Raw genomic sequence first — 14327 nt, forward strand, 5'->3', positions numbered from 1 at the left:
ATATGAAAAGAACATTAATACAAAACGCTACCATAGTAAACGAAGGACGTTCTGTGCGCGGTTCGGTAGTTATCGAAGGGGAAAAAATAGCCGAAGTACTTGAAAAAGGACAGAAACCTGCTATCCCCTGCGAAGAAACAATCAATGCCAACGGATGCTATCTGATTCCGGGTGTGATCGACGATCATGTACATTTCCGTGATCCGGGACTAACCCACAAAGCCGACATCTCTACCGAAAGCCGGGCTGCCGCAGCTGGAGGTGTAACCTCTATCATGGACATGCCCAATACAAATCCGCAAACGACCACACTGGATGCGCTCAATGCCAAGTTCGATCTGCTTGCCGAAAAGTGTAGCGTTAACTATTCGTGCTATTTCGGGGCAACCAATAATAACTATACCGAGTTCGACAAACTGGACAAGAACCGTGTATGCGGAATTAAGCTTTTCATGGGATCGAGTACCGGAAATATGCTGGTAGACAAAATGAACAGTCTACTGAATATTTTCAATGGAACCGATCTGCTGATTGCCGCTCACTGCGAGAATCACGAAACGATTAAAAAGAATACGGAGAAGTATGTAAAAGAGTATATTGAAAAATATCCTCATCAATATTACCATGTTCATCATGAGACCCTTCCGATGGGTTATCATGCTAAAATACGTTCGATTGCGGCTTGTTACGAATCGTCCGAACTGGCTGTACGCCTGGCACGCATTGCAGATGCACGCCTGCATATCCTGCATATCTCTACAGCCAGAGAACTTTCACTGTTTGACAATGATATCCCGTTAGAGGAAAAGAGAATCACAGCAGAAGCTTGCGTTTCACATCTGTTATTCGACTCTTCCGATTATCCGGAACTCGGTGCACGCATCAAGTGTAATCCTTCTATCAAAACAAAAACCAACCGGGATGCGCTCCGTCAGGCAGTCAACTCCAACCTGATCGATGTAATCGCGACAGACCATGCCCCACACCTTCTCAAAGAAAAAGAAGGAGGGCCGTTGAAAGCAATGTCCGGTATGCCTATGATCCAGTTCTCTCTGGTCAGCATGCTCGAACTGGTGAACGAAGGTATCTTTACGATAGAAAAGGTTGTCGAAAAGATGTGTCACGCCCCTGCACAAATATACAATATTCACAACCGCGGCTTTATCCGCCCCGGTTATCAGGCCGATCTCGTATTGGTTCGTCCGGATGCATTATGGACGGTAAGCGCGGATCAGATTTTAAGCAAATGCGGATGGAGCCCGCTTGAAGGACGTACGTTCGAGTGGAAAGTAGAAAAGACATTTGCCAACGGACATCTATTGTATACTGACGGACAGGTAGACGAAACCTATCGCGGACAAGAGATCTATTTTGAACGATGAACAATAAACGAGGAACGGGGAACAATAAATGCGAGGAGAATGGGAAATATATTGAAAGATAAAAGTATGGCTTTCGCGATACAAATCGTAAACCTGCATAAATATCCGAACAAAAGAAAAGCTTACTCTCTATCCGACCAGATTCTAATATCCGGTACAGCCATCGGAGTTCTGCAAAAAGAAACGGAATGCGCCGAAAGCAACGCCGACTTTATTCATAATATAGCATCGCCCCAAAAGAACGTAACGAAACCCTTTTCCGGCTTGAATTGTTATTTAAAACAGAATATTTATCCGAAACAGAATATTCAAGCATGTTTGCAGACGCAAATGAATTAATGAAACTTATGATTACCAGTATTAAAACAGTCAAATATGGAAAAGCATAACCCGTCATCATTCACCGTTGATAGCTCCTCCCCCGCTCATCGTTCATCATTCGCCATTCATGATTTAACCCCTTATATCAACTGGATTTACTTCTTCCACGCCTGGGGATTCCAACCGCGTTATGCTGCCATTGCCAATATTCACGGATGTGACTCTTGCCGTGCTATCTGGCTGACCACTTTCCCGGAAGAAGAACGGAGCAAGGCTTCAGAAGCGATGCAACTTTATAAAGAAGCTAACCGGATGTTGAACGAACTGGACAGAGATTTTGAGGTAAAAACTATTTTTAAGCTCTGTCCTGCCAATGCGGATGGAGATAATCTGATTATAGACGGTATCACCTTCCCATTGCTCCGGCAGCAAGTCAAGAAGAAAGAAAACGAACCGTTCTTATGCCTCAGTGACTTCGTACGCCCGCTATCTTCAGGCATCACCGATGTGGTAGGAGCTTTTGCCTCATCCATCGATGCGGACATGGAAGGACTTTATGAGAAAGACCCCTATAAGCATCTTTTGGTACAAACGCTATCCGACCGCCTGGCCGAGGCCGCTACCGAAAAGATGCACGAGTACGTCCGCAAAGAAGCCTGGGGATATGCCAAGGATGAAAATCTTTCCATACCCGATCTTCTTGTCGAAAAGTATCAAGGCATCCGTCCTGCTGTGGGATACCCTTCTCTGCCCGACCAATCCGTGAACTTCATCCTGGACGAGATTCTCGATATGAAACAAATAGGTATCCACCTGACCGAGAATGGTGCCATGTATCCTCATGCTTCCGTATGCGGATTAATGTTTGCCCATCCCGCATCCCAATATTTCTCCGTGGGGAAGATCGGTGAAGATCAACTGGCAGACTATGCCGGCCGAAGGGGAAAAACCGTAGAAGAGATGCGTAAATTTCTGGCAGCAAACTTGCAATAAAAGTTTTCTTTCGATATATTTGTAACTGATCCTATTCTTTATAAATAGAAGAAGTTATGAAAAAGGTTCTTATTCTGTTATTATGGTTACTGCCCTCATGCAGTGTAGTGATCTTTGCACAGACTCAGCGCATAGCGGGTACTGTCGTAGTTGGTGACGGCCAGCCTGCCGTCGGTGCCGCCATCGTTGTCAAAGGAACCAATATCGGTGCCGTGACGAATGTAGACGGCAAGTTCGTAATAGCAGAAGCACCCGCTTCGGCACAACGGCTCGTAGTGTACCATGTAGGTATGGAACGCAAAGAGGTAGATGTTGCTCCCAACGTATACATTCAGCTTCAACCCGTAGAACAAGGCTTTTCGTGGAATGTGAAAGCCGGTGTCAGCCTGTTCAGTTATCGCCGCCCGGATGGACTGGACGAACGGACCGGATTCAGTGTCGGTGCCGGTGTGGAATATAATTTCAGCAGACACTGGGCCATACAGTCGGGATTGATGATCACCAGCAAAGGAGCAACTGCCGAATACGAAGGCTACTCTCCACTATCTTCGTCTACCGATCCCATCTCCTACAAAGCCAAGATATCTCCGATCTACCTGGATATCCCCATCCTGGCAGCTTTTAAAATAGATATATCGAACCATGTTAAGTTCGCGATCAATATCGGTCCCTATTTATCCGTAGGTATGGGTGGAAAATACGAACTGACCAATACAGGCGGACATAAAAACGAATCACACAATCCTTTTAAATCCTACTCCTCCACAGCCGAAATGAAAGATAAGGACGCCTTGTTGAAACGCTTCGACATTGGAGTGCAGGGAGGCATCGGATTTGAAATATGGAAGCATTATCTGATCAATGCCTCTTTCCAGCACGGATTCATGGACCCGATCAAAGGAGGAACATTGTATGCCGGTGATACCGAAAAGCACTACCCGATCGGTGGAATCCTGACAGTGGGCTACAGATTCTAAATGAATACTTTATTTAAGCATTGAAAACACACAAAAGAGTGAAGAGAAAAGGGGTGTGCCAAAACTCGTATTCACCACAGATTACATGGAATTTACACAGATAAATATTATGGGTTATCAGTAGATTAAAAATCATTCTGTGTAAATTCTGTGTAATCTGTGGTGAGTTATGAAACACCCCCTTTTCATGGTCTATTATCTCAGAAACGATATCCTATTTCAAAAGCTACATCTATAAAGCCCTCCGAATGATTCCATGAAGTACATCCCACTCTTCCGGTTCCTCCTATCAGGAAACGACCGTATTCTACTCCGATTCCATAGGCGAATCCTCCTGTAAACCGTTTACCGAACAACGACCGGCTATTGGTAACAGACTCGGTTTTATTGCCCTCCATCGTATCGTAATAATGCTTGATATATTCTCTCTTTTCATCTCCACTAAGTCCCAGATCAATGTAAGGGCCGAAACTGAACACCAGGTTCATATCATTCCCTACCCTGTATTTCAGTGCAAACAACAGAGGAATCTCCAAATAGAATGGATTATAAGTGCCACTGACCTGCTCATAAGAAGCGGATGAAGAACCATCTCCGTTATTTTCGGCATAATAGCCATAGAAATCATACCCTTTCATTTTACGGGAAACCAGCAAAAGTGACGGCTGAAAAGCCCAATGTTTCGACATCCGGATATCGGCTCCCACCCCACCATAGATACTGAATCCGTCTTTCAGTTTCGATTCGGGCCCCTGCATGAATTTCCCTGCTCCAATTCCTGCCTTTACCGACCACGAGAAGCGTTGCATCACCTGTGTGCGCATCTGTATGCGCATCGGAAGATCTATATATCCGCTACGTTTTCCTTTTTTCACTTGTAACGAATCAAAATATACCGGTACCTCCTCCAGTATAAATACTCCGTCTTTATCGGTCGTCGCATTCTGATTCGTACGTTTCAGGGTAACCACGGCACCCTCTACCGGATAGTAATCTTCGTCCACAACCTTCTCTACTACCTTTTGCTTTTGTGCCATTACGTCGGTCAATGCCAGGCAGACCCATGCCAATGCTATATATTTTTTCATATCTTTCTGTTTTTTACATTCAACATCCAATTATCCGTTTCCGCTTCATCAGAAACGGTAAATGACTCCCAAGGTAAGTACCAGATTGTGCTCTTTTGCTTCAAAGCCTTCATCATCCTGCCCCAGACACATGCTCTTTCCTGAAATACCGGCCAGCCACTTTTTGTATTCCACCCCTATGCCATAGGCCACACCAAAGCTGAAAGGATGCAGCAAAGAATGTTTCCCACCGGAATAGTCGTATTCATACTCACTGCTATAAATATCATACTCTTCATCGGGTTTGCCTGTCTCGCTAGCTTTCACTTTCCCTGCAAAACCATACGAAAAAACAGGTCCCATAGAAAATGCCAGATTCATTTTGCGGGCTATCGGACAACGAAGAATGAATAACATCGGCAAATCCAGTGATACCGGATTCCAAGTCTCCTGATATTTCACGCCATATCTTTCGGCATTGAACTCAGCTCCGTGATTACAGATTTGCAAGGTAGGCTGAAAAGCCCAACGCTTCGACATACGCACCTCGATACCCAGACCGAATTCATATCCCACTTTAAAGTCGGAACCATATATCGTATATTTACTCATACTAAGACCGGCATGTGCCACAAACGAGACCTTCTTACGTTTTCCGGTCAGCTGTACCGGTACATTCAAGTCAACTTCCCGGGTCTCCATCCCGATGGATGTAACGACTACTTTCTTTACCGAAAGAGGAACCTCCTGCAAGAGGAATTTGCCATCTACATCGGTGATTGTACTGATATTGGTTCCTTTGGCGGTGACCAATGCTCCCACAATAGGTTGCTGTCGTCTATCGAATACTACTCCTTTTACGTCGTGTGTCTGAACCTGAGCCATTACGGTGATTGCGCAAATGCAGGCAATCATTCCTATTATTATTCTTTTCATCTGTTTTCGTTCTTTAAATCCATTTTCTTATTCTACGGGAATCTTAACGGTCTGGTAACCACTGTAAGTAACCCCTACTCCATTTTCCGCATAAACACGGAAAGCATAAAGTATTCCCGGACGCAATCCGGTAATGACTTTACTAAGCTGTTGTCCGTGATTATCCTCAAGTGGAACCTCTATCTTCTGTTCATCCGTCACCGTTCCCGTTTCTGGAGAATAAATGCCATAGCTGTATCCGTAGTGCGTAATCTGATAATTATCTATATAGAAAGTGGCATACAGGTTTACCGACCTATCGGTATCTATATACATCGTGAAATAATCAATAATCGGTTCCGTACCCGGTTCGGTTGTAAACTCAACTACCGGTCCGTAGCCTGTCCCTTCCTCAGTAGTCACATAGGGACGTATATAATAATGTGTATTGGGAAGCAGATCGGTCACCTCTACTTCTAAAAACGAATAGTCATAATTCCGGGTTTCCCGTGCCAATGTCTTCTGATCATCAACCGTAGGGATTCTTTTAGTAGAACTGTAACAAGCGCCCTGTTCTATAATTCCGCCATTGCTTTTGAAACGGACCTCCGCAGATAAATAGAAACTGTATCCTGTAAAATGTGCATCGTGCACAACCAATCTTGGCAACCCTGAAAGGCGGAATGGCTTCACTTCACTGTAACGTTCGCCACGCGTATTTCCGCCCAATACATGGTCCAGCAATCCCGGACGTCCGTTATAGCCATAATTATAATCAACCATGGCGCAATAATAAGTTTCGCCCACGGGGAGCATATTCGATTCCAGGAAAGCATAAAAAGTCCCTTCTGTATCACGATGTACATAAGCTTCCGTAAGCACTTCTTTCATCTCTCGATCTTTAGCTATCAGGAATCTGGGATACTGGTAGAATCCGGTTTCTTCACTTGTCACTTTCCCTATCATGACCACGTCTGTCCGATACAGTTCTTCTGTATTCATCCCCAGAATATTGGACAGCAATTCCACGGAATCTTGTGAAAGCGTAGCCATATCACAAATCCGCTCCAACGTTAATGTTGCTTTAGAAGATTCCATAGCCCCCCAATAATCTCCTTTATTATCACAGGAGGTAGCCAGCAATGTCATCAGACAGAGCAAGCCTAGTAATTTTCTCTTGTTCATCTTTGTCTATTTATAGTGTTAATCGTCCGCAAAGTTACAATATTTATCATAAATATAACAAAATAAAACAATTTGATTCTCTACAAATCCGGAGTATCCTCCAGCCGGTATAAAGGAAACACAACAAATAACATCCCCCCGGCCGGAAACCGTCCGATGTTGCCAACCGGCATATACTTTGCTTCAGGCAAGAAAAGCCCCCCGGAATAATAAATATTCAATATTATCTCCCTATATTTACAGACAGAGGTACCCCCCTGAAGTACCCCCATTGCAAACACCCATAACGATATGATGCAGAACCCCGATTATTTTGAACGTACCCGCAGCCGGTTACATCCCAAGAAATACCGATTTTATTTCTTTGATTACCTTTACTATTGCGGTGACCGGTGGTCGAAAAGAAATTCTCGCGTATGGGGAAGCGGAGTGATATTTAATTATTGGACATTTTGTATATGGGGTCCTGTTGCCTTTGGGACAAGATTAAATGGGATTCATCTTTTTAGCGAGAGCATAGATGTGACAATTGTTTTTGCCGGCATGTTACTCCCTTTCGTTTGTACCCGTCTACGATACCGGAAAGACCGGGTATCGGCTATCAGGCACCATTACCGCCGGAGTGCCTGGAGAAGCATCATTCCTCCCCGGCTGGTGGTGTTCGGATGGTTTATCATCCTATTGCTTGAAGTGATAGGAGCAAAGTTATGCGAGGCATAACGGGAAGGTAAACAGGATATATCCGGAATCTGAATATGAGTGATCATCGATGTATATAGCCACACATTCAGCCTTTATCGTAATACTTCAGGTTGCTTGCAAGCCTGTCAATCGCTTTGGCCATCCTGGCTACTTTTGCCCGATCGGTCTTTGCAGAATAGATCCATTTCACATAATTGTGCCGCTCGTTTTCAGCCAGTGAATTGAAAAACTCCAATGCTCGAGGTTCGTCTTGCAAACACAATTGCAGTTCTTCGGGAATCTCCGACGGCTCTTCATCAAGGTACAAAACAACATGTACATAATCACCCGCCTGCTTTTTGATCTTCTTACGGATTTCAGCTTTTACAGAAAGTCCTAATTCTCCATTCCCCATTGGCATCAAATGGTGCTTTTTGATTTCGACACCATCAATACTTCCTTTTACTTTCACCCAGCCGAAAGGTGCCTTTTTATCTTGCGGCACTTCGGGAATGGGTGCATAAGTCCATCCTCCATTGCCGGGAGTTCTCTCAAGCAAGTAATCTTTATCCACTAAGGGTACTTCCATTTGTCAATGACTGTTTATTTCTATTCTATCTTTTCTATTTCCCCATACTTTCCGCCCCGCATCACTTTTCTTCACCCGGCAGAACGAAAGACCAATGGGTATGGTATGGGTTGATAAAAGCCTTCTGATCTTCATGCCAACGCTCCATTGCTCACTGATCCATATGGCTTCCAAATTTAATAAATATCCGGAGACGAACCCCAATTACCACCAATTTTCACTCTTATTCTGTGATTATTTCCTTTTCTTTGCGACTAACCAAATAAAAGTAATCCTAAAAGAAGATCAATGAACCTGAATCCGGCGCATATCAACGAGCCTGTACAAAAAGAGTTCCTCTCGGTAATCAAGGAATACGAGCGGGTTATCTACAAAGTATGCTATCTGTATACCACCCGGAACGCTACGCTCGGCGATCTTTACCAGGAAGTGATTCTCAATCTGTGGAAAGCTTATCCCAAATTCCGGAAAGAATGCAAAATATCGACCTGGATTTACCGGATAGCCCTCAACACTTGCATCAGCTTCATCCGCAAGGAAAAGAATGTGCCGGAAATCGTCGCACTGACCCGCGAAGCCGACTGGATGACAGAAGAGAAAGACGAACTGACGGAAATGCTGCGGCAACTGTACCGGATGATCAATCAATTGGGACAACTGGACAAATCGATCGTACTGCTTTACCTGGAAGAAAAAAGCTACGAGGAAATAGCCGAAATCACCGGACTGACTGTGACCAATGTAGCCACTAAGCTGAGCCGGATCAAGGACAAACTTAAAAAGATGAAAAAGGAGGAATAAGATATGGAACTGGATGACTTGAAGAAATCGTGGAATGCTCTGGATGAACACCTGAAAAACAAGGAGTTCATTGAAGAAAAAGAGATAGCACAACTGCTGGGACGTGCCCGTAACAAGATGAACAGCATCGACCGGTTCAACAGGAAACTGCGTTTTGCCTCGATCGGCATACTGACATTAGCGGTGCTCTTCTGGATATGCGCCGACACACTTACAGACCTTTTTTATTGGATAACCCTCTCACTGTGCATCCCGGCTCTTTGCTGGGATTTGTACTCCGCCCATTACCTGAGCCGGACCCGGATCGATGAGATGCCTTTGGTCACAGTCATCTCCCGCATCAATCGGTACCATAGATGGATGGTTCGCGAATGGATCATAGGTATCCTCTATCTGCTTGCGATGGCTACTTTTTTCTTTTTCCACAGGCAAGTCTGGCAATATGGTGCTGCGGGAATTATCGTCAGCCTGATCGTCTGGGCCATCGGGCTCGGAATCTGCCTATGGGTGTATCGCCGGAACATAAGACATATAAAAGAAATAAAGAAGAACCTCAACGAGTTAAAAGAATTAAATCATACAGCTTAACTTAAACCGTACTTTACAAATTCTCTCTAACTTTGAAGAGGCGTTCGGAAGTCCCCCCAAAAAAACTTACCTGCGCCTCTTTTTATGTATTCAACTCCATAGTTAAGAAAATATGCTGCAACGAGTTTTAGGCTTTCTGATAGTAATCCTTGTACTGCCGGACATTTATATTTACCGGACATTTATCAAACAACTGACTCTAAGTCTTTTCTGGCGGATTCTGTACTTCTTCCCCACTCTTTTCCTGATGGCAGGAGTCGTGTCACTGGCTTTCTTTGCCAACTATGAATACGCCGAGCAACATACGTTATGGATAGGGCGTTTTGCCGTTGTCTTTTTCCTATTTGCTTCACCGAAACTGATTTTCACGATCTGTTCCATCATCGGACGCCCGTTTAACCGATGGTTGCACTGGTCCCGGAAGCCCTTTGTGGCAACCGGACTGGTACTTGCCACACTCAATGCGGCGCTGATTCTTTACGGATCGATGGTCGGCAAAGACCGTTTCGAAGTAAAGGAGGTCACTTTCCGGTCTCCCCGTCTACCCGAAGCCTTCAACGGATACCGCATTGTCCAGTTGTCCGATATCCACATCGGGAGTTGGCAGGGAAACGCCAAGAGCCTGCAACGGATGGTGGACCTGGTGAATGCACAAAAACCGGACTTAATCGTATTCACGGGTGACCTGGTGAACAACCGGGCTGCGGAATTGGACGGATTTGAAGAGATACTGTCTCAACTGCATGCCACAGACGGCGTCTACTCCATATTAGGGAACCATGACTACGGACCTTACTATCGCTGGAAAAGCAAGCGTGACCAGGTAAACAACCTGAACGACCTGAAGAAAAGACAGGCCGACATGGGCTGGATACTGCTGAACAACGAGCACACCCTGCTACACCGGGGAAATGACAGCATTGCCCTGATCGGGGTAGAAAACGAAGGAGAACCTCCTTTCTCCCAGCACGGCGACCTGACCAAAGCACAGGCAGGAACAAACGGGCTGTTCAAGCTGTTACTAAGTCATAACCCTACCCACTGGAGGCGTGAAGTGTTACCTCAATCGGACATCGATCTGATGTTGGCGGGACATACTCATGCCATGCAACTGGCCATCGGACATCACTCGCCTGCCTCCTGGATTTATCCGGAATGGGGAGGTATGTACATGGAGGACAACCGGGGGCTGTACGTAAACGTCGGCATGGGATTCGTAGGTCTGCCTTTCCGCTTCGGAGCATGGCCGGAGATTACCGTGATAACACTGGATAAATGAAAAAATACTGGCAAATACTGAAGAAGTACCAAATAAGCCTGCTGGCATGCCCGTTGCTGGTACTCGTGTCGGTGATGTGCGAAACCGTTCAGCCGATGTACATGGCGGATATTATAGACAACGGAGTGATGCAAAGAGACCTCTCCGTCATCACTGCCGTGGGCGGAAAGATGATACTGATCTCCATTGTCGGACTGATTTTCAGCATTGCCAATGTTTACGTATCTTCCCATGCATCCATTGGTTTCGGAACCGATCTGCGCACCGGCCTTTTCGGCAAGATACAGCAACTCTCTTTCTTCGACATCGACCGGTTCAGTACGGCTTCGCTTATTACCCGCCTGACCAGTGACATCAGCCGCATCCAGCAAGTCATCATGATGTCGATGCGCCTGATGCTGCGCTCTCCGCTGATGCTTGTCATGGCGGTGTTTTTCGTTGTACGCATCAATCTCGAACTGGCGGGTGTCCTGCTGGCTGCCATCCCTATATTGGGTTTCAGCGTATTCTTTATTCTCCGGAAAGGTTTCCCCTTCTTCCTGAAGGTTCAGCAGAAGGTGGATCAACTGAATGAGGTGGTACGCGAAAACCTGATTAACATCCGGGTGGTAAAGTCATTTGTACGAGAGGACTTCGAAGCACATAAGTTCAAAGACAAAAGCGAGAGCCTGCGTGATACGGTGATTCATGCTTCCAACATCATTGTCTCCATCTTTCCGGTAATGCAACTGGTGATGAACCTGTCTATCATCGCTATCCTCTGGATGGGAGGCCACAAGGTGATGACCGGAGAGCTGAAGGTAGGCGAACTGATATCGTTTGTCAACTACCTGGGACAGGTGTTGATGTCATTAATGATGCTTTCCATGATCATCATGTCTTATGCCCGTGCTTCTGCCTCGTCGAAACGTATTTTAGAGGTACTGGACACACAACCTTCGCTGACCGACACACCCGAAGGCATGCGGAGCACCCGAGAGATTGAAAAAGGAGAGATCGCCTTCGAGAAGGTCAGCTTCCGTTATGGCGGCGGAGAGACGGACGTATTACGAAACATCAGTTTCCACATCCGCCCGGGCGAGACAGTGGCCATAGCAGGTGCTACCGGATCGGCAAAAAGTTCACTCGTGCAACTGATCCCCCGCCTCTATGATGTCAGCGCCGGAGAAATACGCATTGACGGCATCCCTGTACAAGACTATAACCTGCGCGAACTCCATGCCCGCATCGGAATGGTGCTGCAAAAGAACGAACTCTTTACGGGAACCATCGCCGAAAACCTTCGCTGGGGAAAACCGGATGCCACGCAAGAAGAACTCGAAGTGGCAGCCCGTGCCGCCGAAGCCCATGAGTTCATCTGCTCGTTGCCTGCCGGATACGACACACTGCTGGGACGGGGTGGAATCAACCTTTCCGGCGGACAGAAGCAACGCATCTGCATCGCCAGGGCCTTGCTGCGTAAACCCAAGATATTGATACTGGACGACAGTACCAGTGCCGTAGACTCTGAAACGGAACTCCGTATCCGGAACAACCTGAATGCCTGGCTGCGGGACACCACGGTACTTATCATCACCCAACGCATATACACCATGCAATCGGCCAACCGGGTCATTCTGCTGGACGACGGGGAGATAGAATCCATCGGCACCCCGGAAGAGTTGTTGGAACGGTCGGAAATGTATCAGGAAATATATTACTCACAGCAAATCGTTATCTGACCATGGCACACGGAGATCATCTGAAATACAGCGGAAAGCCTAAGGCGGGAAAGAAAACATTTCTACGCCTGATATCGTACGTGGCCTGTGACCGGCGGTTACTGATTGTGATCGGTGTGCTGATCGTGATCAGCATTGCGGCCAACCTCACCGGATCGTACATGCTTCGCCCGATTATCAACGACTACATCCTGCCGGGCGACTTTCAGGGACTGGTGCGCATCCTGCTGTTCCTGGCAGCTATCTACCTGACAGGAGTGGCGGCTACTTACATCGAATATATCCTGCTGAACAAGATAGGACAACGCACCGTGACCCGGATGCGTGAGGAACTGTTCGGCAAGATGGAACGTCTGCCTGTCAGATACTTCGACACCCATCAGCACGGTGATGTCATGAGCCGGTACACCAACGATATTGACCGCATCAGTGACGCATTGACCGACAGCCTGTCCGATATGCTGTCCAGTGCACTGACGGTTATCGGTATTTTCTGCCTGATGATCTTTATCAGCCCGATACTGACAGCGGTAACGCTGATTACCGTCCCTCTGATGTTCCTCAGTGCCAAAGGCATTGTGAAACGGAGCCGGAAATACTTCAAAGCGCAGCAGGAAGCACTGGGAATGATGAACGGCTATGCGGAAGAAATGATCAGCGGACAGAAAGTGGTGAAAGTATTCGGACACGAACAGAAGGTGGAAACAGACTTCGGGATACTGAACCAAAGCCTGAAGGACAAATCGTTGAAAGCACAATTCTACTCGGGGCTAATGATGCCTGTCATGCAAAACCTCAATACGCTGAACTATGTGATCATCACCATTGTGGGGGCTTTACTGGCCATCTTCCGCGGATTCGACGTAGGCGGACTGGCAGCTTTCCTGCAATATTCACGGCAGTTCGGCCGCCCGATCAATGAACTGGCAAGCCTTTACAACAGCATACAGGCTGCCATAGCCGGAGCCGAACGTATCTTCGAAATCATAGATGAAGCGCCCGAGAAAGCGGATGTTCCGGAAGCCGTCACACTGAAAAATATAAAAGGAGACGTAGCCCTGAAAAATGTGTATTTCGGCTACCGTCCGGAGAAAACCATCTTGAAAGGAGTGTCCCTGCATGCACCGGCAGGAAAGAAAATAGCCCTGGTAGGCGCCACCGGAGCCGGAAAGACAACGATATTAAACCTGCTTCCCCGCTTTTTCGATATTCAGTCGGGAGAGATCACCATCGACAATCACCCGATCGACCGGATCGAGCGCAACAGCCTTCGCCGTTCGATGGCTATCGTGTTGCAGGACACCCATCTCTTCACAGGTACGGTACGGGAGAACATCCGCTTCGGACGCCTCAGTGCGACGGATGACGAGGTAGTGGCAGCCGCCCGCCTGACCGCTGCCCATTCGTTCATCAAACGCTTGCCGCAAGGGTACGATACTTTGCTCGAAAACGACGGAGCCAACCTAAGCCAAGGGCAACGGCAGCTATTGAACATTGCCCGTGCCGCAGTGGCCGATCCGGCCATCCTGTTGCTGGACGAAGCAACGAGCAACATAGATACACGCAGTGAAATCTTGATCCAGCGGGGATTGGACCAGTTGATGCAGGGACGCACCAGCCTGATCATCGCCCACCGCCTGTCTACGATCCGCAATGCAGATACCATCCTGGTACTGGAGCACGGAGAAATCATCGAGCAAGGCAGTCATCAGGAATTACTTGCATTGAAGGGAAAATATTATTCGCTGAATGAAGAGCAATTCAAATAAACGGACTACCACGGAAACCGCGCCGGGGATGGAGCAACCGTAATCCCGATTCGGAAGAG

At 46.9% G+C, this 14327-nt stretch carries 13 protein-coding genes and 1 pseudogene; 10 read left to right on the forward strand and 4 right to left on the reverse strand.

Features of this window, described 5'->3' with window-relative positions:
• Positions 1 to 2 precede the first annotated feature (2 nt).
• The 4 genes and pseudogenes from BF9343_RS14200 to BF9343_RS14215 all read left to right on the forward strand — a co-directional run bounded on the left by BF9343_RS14200 (position 3) and on the right by BF9343_RS14215 (position 3673).
• Positions 3 to 1382, forward strand: coding sequence for a dihydroorotase (locus BF9343_RS14200; protein ID WP_005788965.1), 1380 nt, complete (start codon positions 3 to 5; stop codon positions 1380 to 1382).
• A gap of 66 nt (positions 1383 to 1448) precedes the next feature.
• Positions 1449 to 1771, forward strand: a pseudogene (locus BF9343_RS14205) (four helix bundle protein).
• Complete coding sequence (locus tag BF9343_RS14210) at positions 1758 to 2696, forward strand: vitamin B12 dependent-methionine synthase activation domain-containing protein (protein WP_005788969.1); 939 nt, start codon at positions 1758 to 1760, stop codon at positions 2694 to 2696. The pseudogene BF9343_RS14205 and the gene BF9343_RS14210 overlap by 14 nt, the downstream one beginning before the upstream one ends.
• Before the next feature lie 56 nt (positions 2697 to 2752).
• On the forward strand, positions 2753 to 3673 hold the full coding sequence (locus BF9343_RS14215) for a porin family protein (protein ID WP_005788972.1): 921 nt from the start codon (positions 2753 to 2755) through the stop codon (positions 3671 to 3673).
• Positions 3674 to 3873: 200 nt separating this feature from the next.
• Here BF9343_RS14215 and BF9343_RS14220 read toward each other — a convergent pair whose 3' ends face one another.
• The 3 genes from BF9343_RS14220 to BF9343_RS14230 are packed head-to-tail and all read right to left on the reverse strand — an operon-like array spanning position 3874 to position 6840.
• Positions 3874 to 4761: an outer membrane beta-barrel protein gene (locus BF9343_RS14220; RefSeq protein ID WP_005788975.1), complete on the reverse strand. Its 888-nt coding sequence runs from the start codon at positions 4759 to 4761 to the stop codon at positions 3874 to 3876.
• Between the two features lie 48 nt (positions 4762 to 4809).
• Positions 4810 to 5676, reverse strand: coding sequence for a porin family protein (locus BF9343_RS14225; RefSeq protein ID WP_041926243.1), 867 nt, complete (start codon positions 5674 to 5676; stop codon positions 4810 to 4812).
• 27 nt (positions 5677 to 5703) lie between these two features.
• A complete protein-coding gene (locus BF9343_RS14230) occupies positions 5704 to 6840 on the reverse strand; it encodes a fibronectin type III domain-containing protein (RefSeq protein WP_005788982.1) in 1137 nt (378 codons plus the stop codon).
• A 291-nt stretch (positions 6841 to 7131) separates the two neighbouring features.
• Here BF9343_RS14230 and BF9343_RS14240 point away from each other — a divergent pair, with 291 nt between their 5' ends.
• Entirely contained in the window at positions 7132 to 7560 is a 429-nt protein-coding gene (locus tag BF9343_RS14240; RefSeq protein WP_010993208.1) for a hypothetical protein, read from the forward strand.
• 67 nt (positions 7561 to 7627) lie between these two features.
• Here BF9343_RS14240 and BF9343_RS14245 read toward each other — a convergent pair whose 3' ends face one another.
• Complete coding sequence (locus tag BF9343_RS14245; protein ID WP_005788988.1) at positions 7628 to 8110, reverse strand: YdeI/OmpD-associated family protein; 483 nt, start codon at positions 8108 to 8110, stop codon at positions 7628 to 7630.
• Between the two features lie 288 nt (positions 8111 to 8398).
• On the opposite strand from BF9343_RS14245, the gene BF9343_RS14255 reads away from it, so the two are divergent.
• The 5 genes from BF9343_RS14255 to BF9343_RS14275 all read left to right on the forward strand — a co-directional run bounded on the left by BF9343_RS14255 (position 8399) and on the right by BF9343_RS14275 (position 14268).
• Positions 8399 to 8911, forward strand: coding sequence for an RNA polymerase sigma factor (locus tag BF9343_RS14255; RefSeq protein ID WP_005802969.1), 513 nt, complete (start codon positions 8399 to 8401; stop codon positions 8909 to 8911).
• 3 nt (positions 8912 to 8914) lie between these two features.
• Entirely contained in the window at positions 8915 to 9499 is a 585-nt protein-coding gene (locus tag BF9343_RS14260) for a hypothetical protein (RefSeq protein ID WP_010993209.1), read from the forward strand.
• 112 nt (positions 9500 to 9611) lie between these two features.
• Positions 9612 to 10778, forward strand: a complete 1167-nt coding sequence (locus BF9343_RS14265; RefSeq protein ID WP_005798721.1) for a metallophosphoesterase — start codon at positions 9612 to 9614, stop codon at positions 10776 to 10778.
• Positions 10775 to 12499, forward strand: a complete 1725-nt coding sequence (locus tag BF9343_RS14270) for an ABC transporter ATP-binding protein (protein ID WP_010993210.1) — start codon at positions 10775 to 10777, stop codon at positions 12497 to 12499. Before BF9343_RS14265 ends, BF9343_RS14270 begins: the two co-directional genes overlap by 4 nt.
• Positions 12500 to 12501: 2 nt before the next feature.
• Positions 12502 to 14268 (forward strand): ABC transporter ATP-binding protein, encoded by a 1767-nt coding sequence (locus BF9343_RS14275; RefSeq protein WP_005802963.1) that lies wholly within the window; start codon positions 12502 to 12504, stop codon positions 14266 to 14268.
• The last annotated feature ends 59 nt before the right edge of the window (positions 14269 to 14327 follow it).

The sequence above is a fragment of the Bacteroides fragilis NCTC 9343 genome, assembly GCF_000025985.1.
Classification (GTDB): domain Bacteria; phylum Bacteroidota; class Bacteroidia; order Bacteroidales; family Bacteroidaceae; genus Bacteroides; species Bacteroides fragilis.

Coding starts and splice junctions, on each gene's coding strand:
- BF9343_RS14200 (WP_005788965.1), top strand. CDS start 3: ATGAAAAGAACATTAATACAAAACGCTACCATAGTAAACGAAGGACGT.
- BF9343_RS14210 (WP_005788969.1), top strand. CDS start 1,758: ATGGAAAAGCATAACCCGTCATCATTCACCGTTGATAGCTCCTCCCCC.
- BF9343_RS14215 (WP_005788972.1), top strand. CDS start 2,753: ATGAAAAAGGTTCTTATTCTGTTATTATGGTTACTGCCCTCATGCAGT.
- BF9343_RS14220 (WP_005788975.1), bottom strand. CDS start 4,761: ATGAAAAAATATATAGCATTGGCATGGGTCTGCCTGGCATTGACCGAC.
- BF9343_RS14225 (WP_041926243.1), bottom strand. CDS start 5,676: ATGAAAAGAATAATAATAGGAATGATTGCCTGCATTTGCGCAATCACC.
- BF9343_RS14230 (WP_005788982.1), bottom strand. CDS start 6,840: ATGAACAAGAGAAAATTACTAGGCTTGCTCTGTCTGATGACATTGCTG.
- BF9343_RS14240 (WP_010993208.1), top strand. CDS start 7,132: ATGATGCAGAACCCCGATTATTTTGAACGTACCCGCAGCCGGTTACAT.
- BF9343_RS14245 (WP_005788988.1), bottom strand. CDS start 8,110: ATGGAAGTACCCTTAGTGGATAAAGATTACTTGCTTGAGAGAACTCCC.
- BF9343_RS14255 (WP_005802969.1), top strand. CDS start 8,399: ATGAACCTGAATCCGGCGCATATCAACGAGCCTGTACAAAAAGAGTTC.
- BF9343_RS14260 (WP_010993209.1), top strand. CDS start 8,915: ATGGAACTGGATGACTTGAAGAAATCGTGGAATGCTCTGGATGAACAC.
- BF9343_RS14265 (WP_005798721.1), top strand. CDS start 9,612: ATGCTGCAACGAGTTTTAGGCTTTCTGATAGTAATCCTTGTACTGCCG.
- BF9343_RS14270 (WP_010993210.1), top strand. CDS start 10,775: ATGAAAAAATACTGGCAAATACTGAAGAAGTACCAAATAAGCCTGCTG.
- BF9343_RS14275 (WP_005802963.1), top strand. CDS start 12,502: ATGGCACACGGAGATCATCTGAAATACAGCGGAAAGCCTAAGGCGGGA.